17 protein-coding genes are annotated in these 18,173 nt (G+C 32.2%); 12 read left to right on the top strand and 5 right to left on the bottom strand.

Translation table 11 applies throughout. From position 1 onward, the window contains the following. Positions 1-227 precede the first annotated feature (227 nt). The 7 genes from BUA60_RS02660 (at position 228) to BUA60_RS02630 (ending at position 5,158) form a co-directional block, all read left to right on the top strand. Positions 228-968: a TIGR04255 family protein gene (locus BUA60_RS02660; RefSeq protein WP_072860184.1), complete on the top strand. Its 741-nt coding sequence runs from the start codon at positions 228-230 to the stop codon at positions 966-968. Next, the gene (locus BUA60_RS02655) at positions 961-1,560 is read left to right on the top strand and encodes a hypothetical protein (RefSeq protein ID WP_072860183.1); all 600 of its coding nucleotides are present in this window, start codon (positions 961-963) and stop codon (positions 1,558-1,560) included. The genes BUA60_RS02660 and BUA60_RS02655 overlap by 8 nt, the downstream gene beginning before the upstream one ends. Continuing rightward, positions 1,454-2,212, top strand: a complete 759-nt coding sequence (locus BUA60_RS02650; protein WP_178346953.1) for a hypothetical protein — start codon at positions 1,454-1,456, stop codon at positions 2,210-2,212. Before BUA60_RS02655 ends, BUA60_RS02650 begins: the two co-directional genes overlap by 107 nt. 390 nt (positions 2,213-2,602) lie before the next feature. Next, on the top strand, positions 2,603-3,838 hold the full coding sequence (locus BUA60_RS02645) for a tyrosine-type recombinase/integrase (RefSeq protein WP_072860181.1): 1,236 nt from the start codon (positions 2,603-2,605) through the stop codon (positions 3,836-3,838). After that, positions 3,838-4,569, top strand: a complete 732-nt coding sequence (locus tag BUA60_RS02640; protein WP_072860180.1) for a hypothetical protein — start codon at positions 3,838-3,840, stop codon at positions 4,567-4,569. Before BUA60_RS02645 ends, BUA60_RS02640 begins: the two co-directional genes overlap by 1 nt. A gap of 74 nt (positions 4,570-4,643) precedes the next feature. Beyond that, positions 4,644-4,946, top strand: coding sequence for a helix-turn-helix domain-containing protein (locus BUA60_RS02635; RefSeq protein WP_072860179.1), 303 nt, complete (start codon positions 4,644-4,646; stop codon positions 4,944-4,946). Continuing rightward, entirely contained in the window at positions 4,940-5,158 is a 219-nt protein-coding gene (locus BUA60_RS02630) for a hypothetical protein (protein ID WP_072860178.1), read from the top strand. The genes BUA60_RS02635 and BUA60_RS02630 overlap by 7 nt, the downstream gene beginning before the upstream one ends. A gap of 1,460 nt (positions 5,159-6,618) precedes the next feature. Here BUA60_RS02630 and BUA60_RS02625 read toward each other — a convergent pair. Beyond that, positions 6,619-9,429, bottom strand: a complete 2,811-nt coding sequence (locus BUA60_RS02625) for a TrlF family AAA-like ATPase (protein ID WP_072860177.1) — start codon at positions 9,427-9,429, stop codon at positions 6,619-6,621. Between the two features lie 253 nt (positions 9,430-9,682). On the opposite strand from BUA60_RS02625, the gene BUA60_RS02620 reads away from it, so the two are divergent. After that, positions 9,683-10,552: a hypothetical protein gene (locus BUA60_RS02620; RefSeq protein WP_072860176.1), complete on the top strand. Its 870-nt coding sequence runs from the start codon at positions 9,683-9,685 to the stop codon at positions 10,550-10,552. Between the two features lie 209 nt (positions 10,553-10,761). On the opposite strand, the gene BUA60_RS02615 is transcribed toward BUA60_RS02620, so the two are convergent. Beyond that, a complete protein-coding gene (locus BUA60_RS02615; protein WP_072860175.1) occupies positions 10,762-11,487 on the bottom strand; it encodes an HNH endonuclease in 726 nt (241 codons plus the stop codon). Between the two features lie 190 nt (positions 11,488-11,677). Here BUA60_RS02615 and BUA60_RS02610 point away from each other — a divergent pair, with 190 nt between their 5' ends. Then, positions 11,678-12,748 carry a DNA methyltransferase gene (locus BUA60_RS02610; protein ID WP_072860174.1) on the top strand — a complete coding sequence of 357 codons (1,071 nt, stop codon included), beginning with the start codon at positions 11,678-11,680 and terminating at the stop codon, positions 12,746-12,748. On the opposite strand, the gene BUA60_RS02605 is transcribed toward BUA60_RS02610, so the two are convergent. After that, the gene (locus BUA60_RS02605; protein ID WP_072860173.1) at positions 12,737-13,627 is read right to left on the bottom strand and encodes a hypothetical protein; all 891 of its coding nucleotides are present in this window, start codon (positions 13,625-13,627) and stop codon (positions 12,737-12,739) included. The two genes, BUA60_RS02610 and BUA60_RS02605, sit on opposite strands and share 12 nt — an antisense overlap. Positions 13,628-13,978: 351 nt before the next feature. Here BUA60_RS02605 and BUA60_RS02600 point away from each other — a divergent pair, with 351 nt between their 5' ends. Then, positions 13,979-15,187, top strand: a complete 1,209-nt coding sequence (locus BUA60_RS02600) for a site-specific integrase (protein WP_072860172.1) — start codon at positions 13,979-13,981, stop codon at positions 15,185-15,187. A gap of 1,196 nt (positions 15,188-16,383) precedes the next feature. Here BUA60_RS02600 and BUA60_RS22820 read toward each other — a convergent pair. Continuing rightward, positions 16,384-16,578, bottom strand: coding sequence for a hypothetical protein (locus tag BUA60_RS22820; protein WP_143153108.1), 195 nt, complete (start codon positions 16,576-16,578; stop codon positions 16,384-16,386). A gap of 110 nt (positions 16,579-16,688) precedes the next feature. Beyond that, the gene (locus BUA60_RS02595) at positions 16,689-16,904 is read right to left on the bottom strand and encodes a hypothetical protein (protein ID WP_139827292.1); all 216 of its coding nucleotides are present in this window, start codon (positions 16,902-16,904) and stop codon (positions 16,689-16,691) included. Between the two features lie 141 nt (positions 16,905-17,045). Between BUA60_RS02595 and BUA60_RS02590 the strand changes: the two genes are divergently transcribed. Together BUA60_RS02590 and BUA60_RS02585 are read left to right on the top strand one after the other, a co-directional pair. Continuing rightward, a complete protein-coding gene (locus BUA60_RS02590) occupies positions 17,046-17,606 on the top strand; it encodes a helix-turn-helix domain-containing protein (protein WP_217807544.1) in 561 nt (186 codons plus the stop codon). A gap of 192 nt (positions 17,607-17,798) precedes the next feature. Next, a complete protein-coding gene (locus BUA60_RS02585; protein ID WP_072860170.1) occupies positions 17,799-18,137 on the top strand; it encodes a cupin domain-containing protein in 339 nt (112 codons plus the stop codon). The last annotated feature ends 36 nt before the right edge of the window (positions 18,138-18,173 follow it).

The following is an 18,173-nucleotide window of genomic DNA, read 5'->3' as shown; positions in this document are numbered from 1 at the left end:
GTGGACTGGGAGATCGAAAACTGCCAATTTATGTAACTATTTTCAAAAAAATTGAAATCAAAAATATATTCCACTCCTTACCAAATTTAAGCTTAAATTATAAAATTAGTTTTGCTAAAGTTTTCATTAAACCATTGCTTTTGTTAAAACTAATTAATAACATTGTATAATATAGTTCTATTTCTCCGTTTAGTACAATAAATAGTGCTTAACAATATATAGTGTCAATGGCCCACATAACTAAAATTGAACCTGACAACATTAAAGATTCAGTTGTCGAAATTCGATATGAATCTAAAATGCCTTTCCCTCTGGTAGTAGGAGTTGTTTTTGACAAATTAAAAAATACTTTTCAATTAGTTAATCAAAACCCCAATAGTGGAAGCTTTAAGTTCCCAATTAATAATGAATCCCAAATTCAAATTGAACAAAGCGAAACTATTTTACATGACAATGTAATAACTATAAAATTAAATCCGGGCACTATTATTTTTAATTGTTTGAATGCATATCCATTATGGCCGACATATTTCTCAAAAATTAGAGAGGTTTTAGAGATAATATATGAAGCTCAAATTTTTGCTTCGGTAAATAGAATCGGATTAAGATATATAAATGAATATCTTGATCAAAAAATTGAAGATATTGTAAATTTGGAATTCAAATTTGGAATTCCTGATGCTACCTCACATTTAGTAAATATTAAAACCGAGTTTAATTTTCAGAATCATTTAGTTATATTAACTTTAATTAAAACTGCTGGCACCAAAAAAGTATCAGAGGATAAAACTGTTATACCTGTTAGCTATGTCGACATAGATGTAATTCAACAAAATCTAGACTTGAAAAATTTAGATGAGGTTTTACAAATAATTGATGAAGCGCATAATGTTGAAAAAATATTATTTTTCAATAGATTATTGAAAAAAGAACATTTAAGCAATTTAAAAATAACTTCAAATGAATAGTGTTTTGAATTTACAAGAATTTTCAAGCAACACAGATTATTGTTATGCTCTAAATCCATCTCAAGAACAATCATCAGATTTCCATGGTGATTTTGTTAACAATAATAAATTTGGAAGAAAAATAATAATACATCACTATAATAAAAACAGGAGTAGAGCATCAACAAGTTACTTTAATTTATGGGATTCAAAAGAATACGATAGAGATAGAATTAATATACAGTCGAGAGAAACCTTTAAAAACCAATTAAAGCACTATTTGCCATTTTATGAACAGCACGATTTCAATAAAGATTATCTGATGTTCTATTTTAACAAAACAATTCAGGAAGTTTTATCAATTTCCCCTGAAAAATTGAATGTTGAATTAACTTATGATCTTAGTATTTTTTACTCCATATTTAAAAATGGCCATAAAGCATATTTGGAATTTTTCCTAGTAGATGAAGAAGATACTGAGAATGCTATGTTAACAATCACAACATATGATGGCGAGTCAAAATCATTTTCCGGTACAATTACAAGTATTTTGGAAAAACTTACTAAAGAATTTAAATCTCCATCTCAAACAAGGTTTTTCTATTATAAATAGACCACGCTATCCTGAAAAGCTATTGCCTAAAATCAACTATAAATTGATTGAAAGTGATTTGTCTGATAGATACTTAATTCGTCGATTCAATGATCTAGAAACAATACCAGTAACAGACAATCTTGGAGGAATTAGTTTAGTATATATTTGTGATCCTACAAGTCAAATAATTGATTTGTCTACTAACCTATTAGGGATATTTAAAAAGAATCACTTTTGCTATTTAATAACCAAAAATGGACAAATCAGTGGGCTTACTGAATATTGGGATTTAATTTCAAAAACAAGAAGACCACATTTTCCAGTAGAATTTGAGATTAATAACAATTATAATTGCTGGTCGTTACCTATAAAAAAATTATCCGGTCTTACGGTACCTTTCTTCACAGGTCTAGGCTCCAAGGACGAAAAAAAATATGAGGTAGAATGTAAAGTAATACATACCCCAACGCGTTCAAATTTTTGGCATTTTTCTTTAAGATGGTTTTTGGACGGGGAAGATGTAAATACTTTAATTGCCAATAATCAGTTAAAAAGTAAAAGTGCAATTGTCCGTTGGTTAAGTCACGCTGCTAAAGCAAAAATTAAAGAATTGGTTGAGTTAGATGTGCCTAAGGCCGAAACAATTCCCAAAAAATATTATAAAAATTAACATATAGTAATGTGAATCCCATGTTAGTGGTCATGAAAATTTGTTCCACAAATACAACAACCGCCCTTAAATAAGGGTTTTATCTTTGATGTTGTCCCACTTCGCTTTCGCGAACCATTTTTTCTTTACCTGTCGAAACCTCGGGCACGCCCAGCTTCCTTCCCGGAAATGAAAAACCCACGCTGAGCGTGGGTTTTCTGCTTGATGTGGTCCCACCTGGACCCCCGATATTTTGATGCTATTTTATCACATTTTATTGTATACTAGGCTTTTAACCCCTATAAGCAGTACATTTAATTATAATCCGTTACAAGCCAAAAACAAACCAAATTAAAATTATTCCGCCCCTGTCTACGCCCCTATATTTATTTTTTGATATATATTAGCACCATGGCAAAAGCAAAATTCAAACTTAAAGAACCTAATTCCAAGACTGAAACTTTAATCTATTTGAATTATTATTATAACTACAAAAGATTTAAGTATTCCACAGGTGAAAAGATAAATCCCAAATTTTGGAATCCTACTGGGCAACGAGCAAAAGAAAGCAAACAATTTCCTCAATATCCTGAATTCAATTCAAGATTGGATATACTTCAAAATGGTATTAATACCGCTTATCGAAGATTACTTAATGACGGGATTCAACCAAATAACGAAATCTTAAAAAAAGCCCTTGAAGCTGAATTATCTGGTAACATATTACAAACAAATAAAAAGACCTTTTTTGATTTTATTGAGGGCTATATTGAAGAGAGTAAACTTAACAAGAAATTAGGAACAATTAAAGTATACAATACCACTTTCAAGTACTTAAAAGAGTATGCAAAAAAGATAAACAAGAGTATAGATTTTGAATCTATCAACCTAGAATTTTATAATCAATATACTTCGTATTTGGCAGTTGATTCGAATCTATCCGCCAATACGGTTGGCAAGCATATAAAGACAATTAAATCTTTTATGAATGAAGCTACCGAAAGAGGTTATAATGAAAATCTGGAATTCAAAAAACGAAAATTTAAAACCTTAAGGGAAGAAGCGGATACTATTTACTTAAATGTAGACGAACTAAAAGCAATGGCAGATATAGACTTATCATCTAGCCCAAGATTAGAAAAAGTAAGGGATTTATTTTTAGTTGGCTGTTATACAGGATTGCGGTTTTCAGATTTTACACAGATTAAACCCGAAAACATTATTTCAGATAAATCCATGCTCCAAATAAGAACACAAAAAACAGGAGAAAGGGTTTCTATTCCACTTCATCAAACGGTAAAAAACATCCTGAAAAAATACAATAATACTCTTCCTACGGCGTATACTAATCAGGTTATGAATAGATACCTCAAAGATGTCGCAAGTTTGGCACAATTAAAGGATGAAGTTGAAACAACCATTACCAAAGGCGGTGTAATGAAAAAAGAAGCTGTAAAGAAGTTCAACTTAGTTACAACACACACAGCACGGAGGAGTTTTGCTACTAATTTATTTTTGGCAGATATTCCCGCAATATCCATCATGAAGATAACAGGACATAAAACAGAGCGTTCCTTTATGCAGTACATCAGAGTAACACAGGAACAAAATGCAGATAAATTATTAAATCATCCATTTTTCAACTAATGAAAGTTAGAAACCTCCGAGAATTACAAGAGATATTCAATGTTAGATATGAGAAAATCAAGAATAAGATTCTTCTAATTGAAGATGAATTAAAACAAATTGATGAATTTTTTAAAACAGAAGGCAAAAATATTTATAGACCTGATATCGTTGATTTTTTAAGTAATAACAACATTGTCCCTAATTCTGTTTTCAATACACACTGGATTTACCCACCCACTGGTTATTTTCCTTATTTCAAATACTATTATGAAGGATATGTATATGAAGAAATCGAACATCAACTTCCAGAAAGCAAAGCAACTGACAAATTTACCCAAACTGAAATGGCCAGTTATTTGGAAGGCGTGAAACCTGTAAGATTACAAGCAATTGAACTCGCCAAGTATACTATTTGGTTAAAGGAATTGAAGATCAATCCTTCCGTAAAAGCACCAATTAGTAAATCGGATCTATCACTAAAACAAAGAATCCTTGCCCTTCATTATTTGGGATTGGATTTCAACAAATACAATCAAACTGCATTGGGTGACGTCTTGAGTTTGGTCATTGATAAAAACGATTCCAACACAAGATCTGCTATAAATGAACTGCTATCCGCTAAAAACGAAAACAAAATAAAATCAAATGAAAATCTTCTTAAAATGCTAGAAGTATTTGATAACAAGGCCTATACAAATATAAAATTGAAAATTAACAAAGACCTTGAAAAATTTGGGGTACCTGATTGAGGTTACCACAACCGAATAATTGAATACCCGATAATTCATATTTGTGCCATTGTTTAATTAAATAGAACAAAATAATGGCAAAATTAATGCTGAGTACCTTGGAACTTTCCGACATCAAAAAAATTGTTGAGGAAGTTATTGAAAACAAGTTAAAGAACTTTAACCCACAGCCTGAAAAGGAAGAACTAAAACTCTTATCAAGGAAAGAAACGGCAAAACTTCTCTGTATTTCCTTGCCTACGCTCCACGATTGGACAAAAACTGGGATAGTCAAGGCCCACAGAATAGGGAACAGAGTTCTCTATAAACTGGAAGAGGTCAACGGTGCTTTGAACATGATTCAAACATCCAAAAATGGAAGGGGGCCAAAATGTTAAAGAAGAAAAATGATTACTCCGTCATCGTATTCTTTGAACAAGGAAGTACACCCAAAAAATGGAACTATGTCCACAAACTGAACGGCTTTTCCATGTTCCTTAAAAAGAAGCACCCTGATTGGCAATACATGAACGTTTACAATAGGCGGTCTGGTGCCTTCATGCGCAGATTCCAAAGGGACAGTTTCATTCCCCCATTCATCACCGAGTAGATTTCTTTTTTTTAACCTTTAAAAAGTAGCACCTTCAATTACTACCTTTAATAATTGACCTTTTAATGGTTTTAAAGGAAATGCTCAATAAAATCTTCAACCACCTTACCCCTATATCTAGCATTCCCGCAAACTCCGCTTATCCTTGGTGCTACATTGTCGCACACTACAGGAAGTTAATATTTCATCTCCGTCAAACCTTTCCTGTCCATATCATTTAAAATTTATACTAACCTATAAATTTGAAGTATTAACATTCTTCTTCTTTATCCACATTGCCATAGCATTGCCAATGTTCTTAATTGGCGAAAATTAGTTCACAGTAAATAACATATCGTCAAAGCTTTTCCTTATTATGACAAAAAGTCAACAAGGACATGAAATCCAAGTTTACATTACTTGTCTGGATCTTGTTAATTATACACCTTGAGTATATTTCCTTATATGTCCCTGAGAGGGTGGTATAAATAGGAAGGTTTTATCATTGATCCCAATATACCAACCCGTGCGGGCACTTAAACCCGCTCCCAATGAAATAACACACCGTCCCTAAGTTTCCGTCTTATTGGTTTAGCTTTACCCCTAACATATGGATAAAAAAGATAGCGGAAAGGAAGACCCTTTTGCGCTGTTCATAAAATTGCAATGCACTACTAATTACTCAAAAAACGGCTGTTGATAACTTTTTCAGGACCTTTTTGCCTTGGAACGATAAAAACTCAAATAGTGCGTTCTGACGCTCTTTTTTCCATGACAGGTACCAAAGGAGGGGGTAAGGCCTTAGTTTCTTAATTAGGGCGCATTTAACGCAGCGAAGGCATTACCTTCTCCGGTTCCCGACACCTCTCCCAAGGCAAAAATCCGTTGACGTCCTTGCTTGAAAAAAAACACGGGTGCTGAGTTAGTAACACCCGCACCCGTATTGCAGTTGTGCAAAGTTCAATTCGACCTTAGCCCCCGTGTTTATTGGCCGCACCCCGAATTACGTTAACAAAAACTTAACATTTGTTTTTTTTGACCAAAAATTACACTTAAACACTTCAAAATCAACAAGTTACAAGCTTAAAAAGTTAACTAATTCAAAATCAGTTAGTTACAAATTACTTATTGAGCCAAAAGCTCCTTTTTTGATGTAATTATTTGATTTACATTTAGTTACAAAATTAAAATCATAACCACTTGATAATCAGTGTGTAGGCAAATTGTTAATAACTTTCTTTAAAAATGCTCTTTTTCATTTTTGGCACACAATTTTTTTAATGAAAAAGCAAAAAATGAATAAGCGGGTATTGTATATAACGGCCAGTTATAGCCTTCCCAAAAATTAACTCATAGTATGTTTACCTTCTTGCCAACCTTCCACGCTTGGTGTCTCCCCCATCCAACAATAAAGCTTTGCACTATACACAGTATTGTGTATACGTATTTCATTTTTACTCAATATATGGCTTTAGCATTGGTTATCCAATTTGCTTATATCTTTTCGACCTCATATTAAATGCTTGTTCACTACCCTCCATGACATCACAAATTTCTTTCTTAATCTCTGCCTGCTCCACTGTACCTTCATTTAATATTTTTAATTTTTTGCTTTCAGTATCCATAGAAATGATATACTCAGCATCCCCATTTACTGGAATGTTTGCATTGTGTGTAACTACAATTAACTGTCTGTTTTCTTTTGCCTTTTTCAATCTATCAACTATTAAGTCATAAACAAGGCGATTATCTAAATCATCTTCAGGTTGGTCAAGAATTAAAGGAACTCTACCATAAGAAAGGATAAATGTTAAAATAGCAGTTGTCTTTTGCCCCGCTGATGCAGTTGAAAGAGATTTGAAAGGAGCTGTTGCAGTTGGTTTGTATTGTATTTCTATTTCATCTTCTGGTAATAAAAGTTCAATTTCATCTATTTGTCCGTCATTTAAGGATTTAACCAAGTTCACAAAATGACCAGAAACAAGTTGACTTACATCTTCGTCTTTTTTGATTTTTAAAAAGACATCACGCACTGCTTTGATTTTTTGCTCTACATTTCCTAGAAAACACAAATTAGACAGGCTATCAATATCTTCTTGAAACGTGAAATTTTCTCTTTGAATAATTCTTCTCAATCTCAATTCAAAGTCCATTTTATTGCGGAAGGGATTAATATTGATTTTAACCTTATCATCTTTTAAAATTCCAGAAACAAATTCCTTTCTTTTCGATGTCAATTCTTTGCATTTGTTTAGATGTTCTTCTCGCAATCTCTCTTTCTCTGCAAGGTCAACTATACGAATGAGAGCTTTAGCATTAATATTTGCTAATTCCTTTTCTAAATCCGATTTTTCTTGTGTTAATTTTTCAAAATTCTCTATGTCGTTTATACCATCCTTTTCTAATTCAAGTTTTTTAGATGTAAAATCTTTGGTGTTTGCATTATAATCAGTTTTCCATACAGAATTTGTAACTGACCTCTCAAAACCTTCTCTTAACTTCTTAAGACTTTCGTTCTGTTTAACTAGTTCCTTTTTAATACCTGCTAAACTGTCAATTGTTGTTTTAGAAATAGGTTGTAAAGTATTTTTATGAACATCCGTAAAATCTGCATATTCAATATCAGATATTTCGAACTCTCGAATTAATGCGCTTAGGAGAGTTTCTTTAGATTCTATGTCGTTTTTGAAATGATTAATTATTGCTTCTTCTTTCGCAAACTTTTCTTTCGCCGTAAGTAGAGCAGCAATACCACTTTGTTGCAATTTTTTTATACTACTATCAAGATCTTTTATTCTTGTTTCAATTTTCCCCTTCCCTGCAAGTAATTGGTCTATAGTCCTTATTCCAGCTGACTTTTCAAAGAATTGACTTTTTATTATATCACGCTCAGATTTAATTCTTTCTACATCTTCAATCGCATTATCAATTCTTTCTCGCAATGCATTTGGTTCCTGTGCAATTTCGTAGATCTGTTTTTGGGAATATTGTTCAAATTCTAAGAAATCAATGTAGCCCTCATCAGTTATTGTTTCCCAAATGGAAGTTTGTTCATCAAATCTTTCAATTTTAATTTCTTGCTGTGATGAATCCTTAATCTTTGATGCTATAACTTTATGAAGTGAATTGTCTCTTACAATTTCAATTTCGATGATTGAATCGTCATTTAAAACTCCTTTTTTGGGACGACCAGTTTCAACTCTGTAAAATTCTTGGTGGTCTTTTATAATATCGTTCAATCCATCTAAATCAAATACCTTATTAAAAACACCTCTGATAAACCTTAATACACTTGATTTTCCACTACCTCTACCTCCAATAATTGCATTCAGTTGAGGATTAAAATGAAGTTTTAGCGGAGTTGAATCACTTGTAATAACTGTGTTCGAAATGGATATCGATTTAATCCAAATATTAGGAGTATTATAGGGTAATTTCGGACTTTCAAATTCATTTTTTATTCTAAATTCTGGTAATAAAAAAGCTTGTCTTAAGCCTTCAAGTGTTGGCGATTTATCCATTTTAATCCATGTGTAATGACTACCAATTCCCCATAATCCGTGTTGAGAATTTTTTGGTCCATGTGGGTTATCCGAAAATGTAAGAAGAGCAACATTTGCTTCTAGGGCATATTTTGTAGAAGTGAACCATTTTTTTACAGTTGAATCATCAATTGAGGGAGTTGGATTAGCATAGTAATCATTCAACTTTGTTTTTAGCTCATCATTATTTGCAACTTGTAAATCTCTATTTAAAAAATCCTTATGAACTATTTGAACCGCATTTATATTATAACTTGAAAAGAATTTTTTCAGGTTATCAACACTTATATCTCCAAGTCCGTTATACTCGTCAATATGTGCTGGAATAACGATTGCACCATCTTTGTTAGCCAAATCAGCAATCTCAAATATGCTTTTTACTGTTGACGCGTTTTGTTTTCCAAAATCATCACGCTTTATATCTGAACGAACTAAAAAATCACTGATATCTGAAGAAGTTTTTGTGACATCAAATAATATAAGTAAATGAACTTTTGCTGAATCGCATGTAATCTCAACACCTGGGAAAACTGTAAGATTTTTATATTTTGCAGCTTCTTTGATTGCATCTATACTTTTCCCTGTATTATGGTCTGTAATCGCAACACAATTTAAACCTTGTTCAATTGCTCTGTCAACCCACTGTTCAGCAGTTACAGTTTCATCTTGAAAACATTTACTTGCAACTGTATGTAAATGTAAATCACATTTGTACCAGCGCGTACCTTTATATTCTAAATGTTCTTGCATATATACTCTATTTCAATTCTATCAATTTCTTTCATAATTCTATAGGTTTCAAAAAGTGCAACTTTTATTCTTTAATAGTTCAAAATATGATCATATAGAGAAATTCATTCTCTATGAAGTTATAACGAAACAATCAAAAAAGTCATATGAACAAAAAGTTAAATTGGAAAGATAAATAGAAAAGATGGTAAACTTTATATTGTATATTTATTTGTGATAAAGATTTTTAATTAAGCCAACCAAACAATTGACAATGTATAAAGAATGTTTTCAGTCTGGACTAACTGTACGCCAATATGCTGGAATTTCGTTAAACTATGATAGCGATATTATCAGTTTACTTGCTCAAAAATTCTCAAGAAATTTTAAGGCAAAAACAAAATTGAGAATAGATGAATATAATTATTTATGTGAAAAAATTTTTGGAAATGAAACCAAATTTATTGACGATTGTTATGGAAAATTTTTGAATTGGGAAGCTGTAAAATTGGAGATAGCCAAAAAAAATCATGAAATCAGATTAAAACAATTGCATCGCAAATGCTTGCTAGAGGATATAGATAGTGAAACTAAAATATTTAGCCCCAAATACCTAGACATAACAAAGTTACTTCCATTTTTTGAAACAAAGTTTGTAGCAAGTTTCCGTTCCAAGCCTGGAGAAGAGCAAATGGCATATGTAGCATATATAACGGAATTCGGCGACAATAAATTTAAGAAGGTGCTCATGGACGACTATTCTTTAACAGGTGTATACGATGAGTATTCCAAGTATAAAGAAAATGAGGCTGAATATATAAAAGACATTCCCCGTATTAAAATCGAGCTAATTCAAGGGTTGTTATTATGCAAAGAATTGAACAAGAACATTAAATGTTTTGAGGAATTATATAAAAAAGCCTATAATGTAAAGAAACTCAAATTAAATTATGATATAATTAAAGAGCAAGCCCGAACGATAATTGACAATGTTTTATTACCAGACTTTGATATAACTTTCTCCTATTATTTCATGGCAAGAGAATCAATAAGTACAGACTATAACGTTCGGAAAGGTAGCAAATTTGGTATAACATCTCATGATGTATCTCAATATGGCTTGAACAAAATCAATGAGTTATGACCTTCTTTGACAAATATTGACTTCATTATATTAATAATAAAAAGAAAATTTATAGAATTCCAATATACAACCCCGTTTAAAATAGATTCAAAGAGCTAATTCAATCAAAGGAAATGATGAATATGCTAAACGATAAAATTTATTAAAGTACAGAACTGCAATAGACTTTTAAATTCTATATAACATCATGTATGGTGGGATTTAAGACGCTAAACAATCAGCCTTATTTTTAGTTTTAAATCGTCAATATTCAAAGTACTTATTTCCTTATGTAGCATTCTATGACAATTGGCACAAACCAAGGCAAGGTCAGAAAGTTTTGTTTCTGTGTTGGGCTCCAATTCTGAAAGGGGTTTCTTGTGGTGGCACTCTATAAAACCTTTTCCTAGTTCACCATATTTCAAATAGAAATCAAAACCGCACACTTCACAGTCCAACTTTCCATTGGTTTTAAAATATCTGTCTTTTTTAGACCTAATAATTTTTGAATTACGTTCTCGGTATTTATGTAGTTTATATATTACCTGACCTTCCTTAACAGTATTAACTTCTTCCTCATTTTCAACACTAAATAGCCTTAAATTTAAGCTTGAAGAATTAACTGTGGATTTAATTTGATTAGCAATTTTAGATAATTCAGTTTTTCCATTTACAAACTCTTCGAAAATTTCCTTATCTAATCGACTATGAGCCTGCATGCCCTTTCTACGGCTGTCAGGGTCAATCGCCAAAAAATTACTAAGTTTAAGACTTACTCCATTTTGGTTTCTAAACTTTAAGACATCGGGCCTTTCCTCGTGTATAGGCAATTTGTTTAGTACTTCAGACAATGCAATCACCTCAGGATTCTTTGTATGGATTTGACCAGGTTCAATTTTAAAGTATAAATCTAAAGCCAGTATTATTTCATCTCGATGCCATTTTGGATTTCTCATCTAAAAAATTTTCTGAATAATTTCTAAATTATCAATAAGTTGATATTCAAGTATAAATATCAATAAACATACGTTTAAATTCAATTCATATCGTTGTAATACGCATATCCAATGAAAAAACAATTGGAAAAAATTAATCAATTTGTATATTTGTTGTATAATGTTGTATAATGTTGGTTAATATTTTTTTATGGATAATTATTTAACAGTAAGTCAGGCAGCTGATGTAATTGGTGTAAGTTCGGCCACATTGCGACGATGGGACAAAGCGGGGAAATTTGAAAGTTTCAGACACCCAATAAATAATTATAGAGTATATGATGAAGCCAGTGTTAATGCACTTAAAACCAAAATAAATCAAGATTCAATTAGCCTAAACAAGGATATAAAGTTAAACGATTTTACTCCTTTTTTTCAAACTCAAAGAGGCCAACTATTTAAAATTGATGCCATAGAGTTTTTACAGAGTCTTGAAAGTGAATCAGTAGATATGATTTTTGCAGACCCTCCGTACAATATAAAAAAAGCAGAATGGGACACTTTTTCCTCACAAAAAGAATATGTTGATTGGAGTTTGCGTTGGATAAAAGAGGCGCATAGAGTTTTGACCAAAAATGGGACACTTTATATCTGCGGGTTTTCAGAAATTTTAGCCGACTTAAAATGGGCTTCTAGCGGGCTATTTCCCGGTTGTAAGTGGCTAGTTTGGTTTTATAGAAATAAAGGAAATTTAGGTAAAGATTGGGGCAGGTCACATGAGAGTATTTTGCATTTAAGAAAAAGTAAATCTTTTACTTTTAATATTGATGAAATTAGGATTCCTTATAACGAACATACCACTAAATACCCTTCCAGGAAACAAGCTGAAAGCTCACAGTTCGCAAATGGTAAAAAAAACAAATATGTATGGACCCCAAACCCATTAGGAGCAAAACCAAAAGACGTTATAGAAATACCTACAATTTCAAATGGTTCTTGGGAAAAAACAACTCATAATACCCAAAAACCGGTTGAGTTATTGAGGAAAGTAATACTTTCATCATCTAATGAAAACGATTTAATATTAGACCCTTTTGGAGGTTCTGGAACTACATTTGCTGTTGCGGAAGCCTATAATCGAAGGTGGATTGGTACAGAATTGGAATTAAATTATTGCAATATAATTAAAGAACGCTTATCCGATAGAGAACAGTTGCATAGAATTAATTCTAGTAAAGACACTGTTGAATCGCAAAAAAGAAGGTTAAAGTTAAGAGGATAAAATTTTCCAAATGTCTATTGCCACTAATCTCGAAAAAGGGGCCATATGTTTATTAAATGGCGGTATTAAGGCATTAGGAGGTGGGTCTAAATAATATACACCTTCCAATTCTGTTAAAAATTGAGTGTAAACCATGAACAAATTTGAAACCAAAGTAAAAGAAATATTATCATCTTTCTTTCTTTGGACATCATTCAAAAATATTCCTATTACTTTTTGATTATGACTAACAAATTTCTCTAATAATATTTTATCTATAAACATTTTTCCCATCCTATCTTTGGAAGTGGTTTTCACGGATACAACAATTTCATCAATGTCTAAATGACTGTTAGAGGACTTAACTTTATCAAAAGGAGACAGAATTAAATCATTTTCACATTTATAAACTTTGTTTCCCTCATCAGTAAAATAAGGTATACTTAAAACCTGACGTTTATTTGAAATTTTGATTTCATTGAAAACCGATTTAATTAATTCCTCGAACCTATTACCCACATGTTTTCGTGAACTGTTTGGAGTAGAAAGTAAATCAAAACCACATCCGATAGCCTGTTGTATAGTATACAATACACTGTCGATTAGAAATAATTCCCTTGTAGTACAGCTACTTCCATTTGCTTTTAAAGTTGGTAGAAGCAGAAAAAGTTCATCAAATTTGGTAGAAAAGTCATCCGGTTTATAAATAAACAGAATTTGATTAATTGGGCGTAATGATTTTGTTAACCCAGCGGAATTAGAAATATGTAATTTATAATTATTCTTAACCTTAAACCCGGTTAAGACGTTAGGTAAATGATTTAATACCCTAATCGTTATTTCTTTAAATTCTATCAGGGTCCTTTTAGGTGTCCGTAGGTCTAATTCTAATGGTAGCATAGTTAGTGATAATTAACGAATTTAATATTTGAATTCTAATTATCTATAAGGTTTATGTATTTAAATCTAAAATAATAATTATTACGCCCCTGATTACGCCCCTAGAAAAGAAAAAGCCCCGTAAACTTAGTGTTTACAGGGCTTATCAACCGTTTTACGTGGTCCCACCTGGGCTCGAACCAGGGACCACCTGATTATGAGAATCTTAATATTGTCTTCATTAGGTATCATTTATTTTATTATAGTCTGATTATCAATATTTTATGATATTTTGTTTTGTAACAAATTGCATTTATTTTACCTTTAAAGGGCCATTTGTTGTACCTATGTTGTACCCAAATTTAGAATGAAATGATAAATGTCAAGACAGTTTTGCGGAAAAAGAAACTCTCAACGGGAACGTTTCCAATATGCCTCAGAATTACCAAAGATCGCCAAACAAAATATTTCAAAACTCTTTTTAATGCCACTGAAATTGAATGGGACGCCCAAGCAGGTAAGTTTAACAAACGAAATCAGAATTATCTACAAAACAACCGTTTAATAAATAAGTTCCAAGATAGGGCATTAAAAATTATTGGTGAACTTGAGTTAGAACAGGACGATTATACCTTGGAAGATATTGAAAAAAAATATCGTATCGAATCCAATCCTATAAAGAATAATGTATTCGAGTTTTGGGATGAAATAATAGAAGAAATGCTTTTGGCCGGAAGAACAGGGAATGCACAAGTAAATAAAGACGCCCGACATATCGTCAAATTATTTCATAATTCACTAAAACTGACATTTAAGGAGGTTACTCCGGCTTTCCTGCAGAAATTTGAAGTCTATTTAAGGTCTAGAGGAGGTACGGATGGTGGAATTGGTGTAAAAATGAGAGCTATTAGAGCACTTTACAACCTTGCAATTGAACGCAACCTTGTTAAGGAAGAGTTCTACCCATTCAAAACATATAAGGTTTCCAAATTGAAGGGTAAAAGTCCTAAAAAGGCATTGACTATAGAGCAAGTCAAGAAAATAGTTGACCTTGACTTGTTGAAATATCCTTCTTTCACCAATACCAGAAATTATTTTGTCTTTAGCTTTTATACAAGGGGAATGAACTTTACCGACATGATGAAGCTGGAATGGAAGGCAATTGATGACAACAATATTTTCTATACCCGTTCGAAAACCAAAGGAAATTTTATGATCAAGATATTACCTCCGGTTCGGGAAATTTTAGATTATTATCAAGAAAACTCCTTGGGAACGAAATATGTATTCCCCATTCTGTTAAAGGATGAATTAACCCCATTACAACTCGAAAATAGAAAGCATAAAACCCTTCAACGTTACAATAAAGAACTAAAAGAAATTGCAAAAATCTGTGGAATAGATAAACCTTTGAGTAGTTACGTTGCACGACATAGTTATGCCAACTGCTTAAAGCAAAAAGGAGTTGCTACAGATGTTATCAGTGAATCTATGGGGCATCAAAATTTGGCAGTTACACAGGCTTATTTAAAAGAATTGGATAACTCAGTTTTGGACGAGGCCACAGCATTATTATTATAGGTAGCACATAATAAAACAAATCTTAAGATAGTCAGAGGACATTGACTTAATTAAAATATTTTTCTTTTCAAAATATTCTAATACAATAGCACCTTGATCATTATCGTTGAACTTATCCGTTATTTCTATCTCGATTTGTAAATCCATATTCAAGTTATTATGAAGTTTCGTTTTGGCATTAGTTGGACCAAATAAGGGGACGTGTTTGTATTCTCAATTGTTTTCCATTATTTTAGCACTTCATTTTCTTCTTCCATGCCCCAAATAATATAGTATTATTATTATTATGAGAATTGGTATCAACCACATTCCCAACCCATTCCCCAATTCCTGTTGCTAACGTGCATGATTTTAATTGATTTTGGCTGTAGTTGAATTCATTTTCATGACCCTGCTCCACATTTCAGGATTGCCTTTAATCATTTATATCATGGTGTTAAACATTGTTGAATCTGAAGCTGCCATACTAACCAAATTATCCATCGTACCTTACATTTTTATATAGTCTCTCATCATGACGCGCATCCCTATCCCTTCTGGATTTTCCATCAATTTTTGACCCTACAATTTACTGCAACTGTCATTACCTATCATCGCGCTCACCAATTCCGTTCGACAAGGTTAGTCTAAGATTAATAAGGTCATAATCCCAGAACGCTGCGAATCATTTTCAAGTAATCTATTTCGGGGTTGTTTGGAATCGCATGCCGTAAATAAAAACATAGCTGTGGTGGCATCAAGCAAACAAGTAATCACTAATTTTTCATTTCATTTATCTTATAAAATTTATATTAGTCTAAATGCAGAGAAGATGCTGTACGCCAAATCATTCTACCCGAGATTGCATATTGGTTTGAAGATGTTTCTGCCTAGATAAGACCTTAAATAGTTGAATTGTGTTCAAAAGAAGCTACGTTGTTTTTCCTTTTATCTTTTACCAATTATTTTCACGACCAAACTACACTAAGAAGCAATTATATAGACAACAAAAAGAATGAAACATTTTCTCATAATAGTTTATTATTAATTATTAAAGTATTGTCCACAATTTGGGCATTTGAGCTCAGGTGACTATAGGTTATTTCTATTTGCGTTGATTCTAGTTGTAAATAGAGCGATAGCTTTTAGTTCCTGTCCAACTTTGGCCAGGTAGAAAATTGGATACGCTGACCATCTAATTAAATAAATAATGCTTTTTAAGTTGGGACGCTGTCATCCTTGTTATTTATTAGCTTAATGTTTTTGAGTTCGAGCAAAACAGCTTGTAGGGATTTGGCAGTATCCCTCTCCTTGGAAGTAACGGAACTCCCATTATAAAATATCGGTCTAAGTATACGTCTTAATTTTCCAGGAATTCTAGAAAGTAAATTACTCCTCTTCCATCTATTCATATCTTCTTATTATAAGGTTAATGACTAATTCAATAGCATACAAAGTTGAGAAGGGGCTATGGAAAAATCACTATATTATTTTCCAATAACATTACATATATCACAGGTTGTTAGACTTGCTTGCTGTTTTGAAATACCTTTAGCTGTGCCTTTAGAAATGCGCTATATGCTTCAAATTCTGAATCTGAAATATCGTTGTGTTCATAGCTCAAAAAAAGTGGTGTTTCGGTTAAATTGTTGTATATTACAGGAAACTCCCTTTGAAAGGAAAGGGTTAGGTCAAAAATCTCCTTATTAAGCTGATTTTCGATTTTTTTACTCATCATGGCCTTATATCATTATTATACGCTATAAGTTAAGTATATATTTCTGTAGTTTTTTTACATGATTTTGAGAAAGAATTGCATAAATCCCACTTCCATGTTTTCGGTCATCGGTTAATTTAACTATCAATAATTCAATGTCTCATGCTTATTTACGTGAAATACATGGTTAGTTTGCGCTGTAAAATGGTAGTAAAGCAGGAGCTGCAAAAGATGGGCTTAAATTATGTCAACGTAGACCTTGGAACAATAGAAATCTTGGAAAATATCACAGATTTCCAAAAAGGACAACTACGTACCAACCTTAAAAGGTTTGGACTCGAATTGTTGGACGACAAGCGGAAAATTATGATTGAAAAAATCAAAGCCGTAATTATTGAAATGGTCCATTATTCCGATGAATTGCCAAAAGTGAACTATTCGAACTACATCAGTGAGAAACTGGGTTATGATTATACGTATTTGGCAAATACATTTTGTGAAGTAAAGGGAATCACTATTCAGCAGTTCATCATTCTAAACAAAATTGAAAGGGTAAAAGAACTGTTGCTTTATGACGAGTTGAGTTTAAAGGAAATATCATATAAGTTACATTATAGTAGCGTTTCACATTTATCCCATCAGTTTAAAAAAATTACGGGGCTTACGCCATCGTATTATAAAAAACTAAAGGTAAAACGGTTTGGGAATTTAGAAGATTTATAGTCCATAGTTAAACTGTGCCATTTAAAGTCTACTATTAAACTATTGGACTTTTTTAACCTCCAAATATCAATAATGTGAGAATGTTATAACTTTTAAGCTTTCGTATGTAATGCATTATCGGCAATAAATCCTCAACTTGAAGCTCAGGTATCTTGAAATAAATTGAGTACCCTAAGCTATAAGCCCATACCTATGGAAAATACGGAGGTAGAAAAATCAAAAACCTTTATTATTGTAGAAATTATTGAATATGTCCCCAATGCGGTGGTTATAAAAACCATCATAAAAAAAACGACGGGTAACGTAACCGCAGTTTCTGTTGATACAGGCGAAAACATAACAGAAAAAATATCCCCTTACGATAGGTTTGTCCAAATCATCGAAGGGCGTGCCGAAATCGTGATTGACAACAATTCGCAGACCTTGGAAACGGGGCAGTCTATCATCATTCCAGCCAACTCTAAAAATACCATAAAGGCCAATGAGCGGTTCAAAATGATTTCAACCATCATTAAAAGCGGCTATGAGTAGCAGATACCCTATAATCTTATAGTTAAGTTATAAATA

Origin of the sequence: Arenibacter palladensis, from assembly GCF_900129275.1 — a bacterium.
Classification (GTDB): Bacteria; Bacteroidota; Bacteroidia; order Flavobacteriales; family Flavobacteriaceae; genus Arenibacter; species Arenibacter palladensis.
This window is presented reverse-complemented; position numbering and strand designations above follow the sequence as displayed.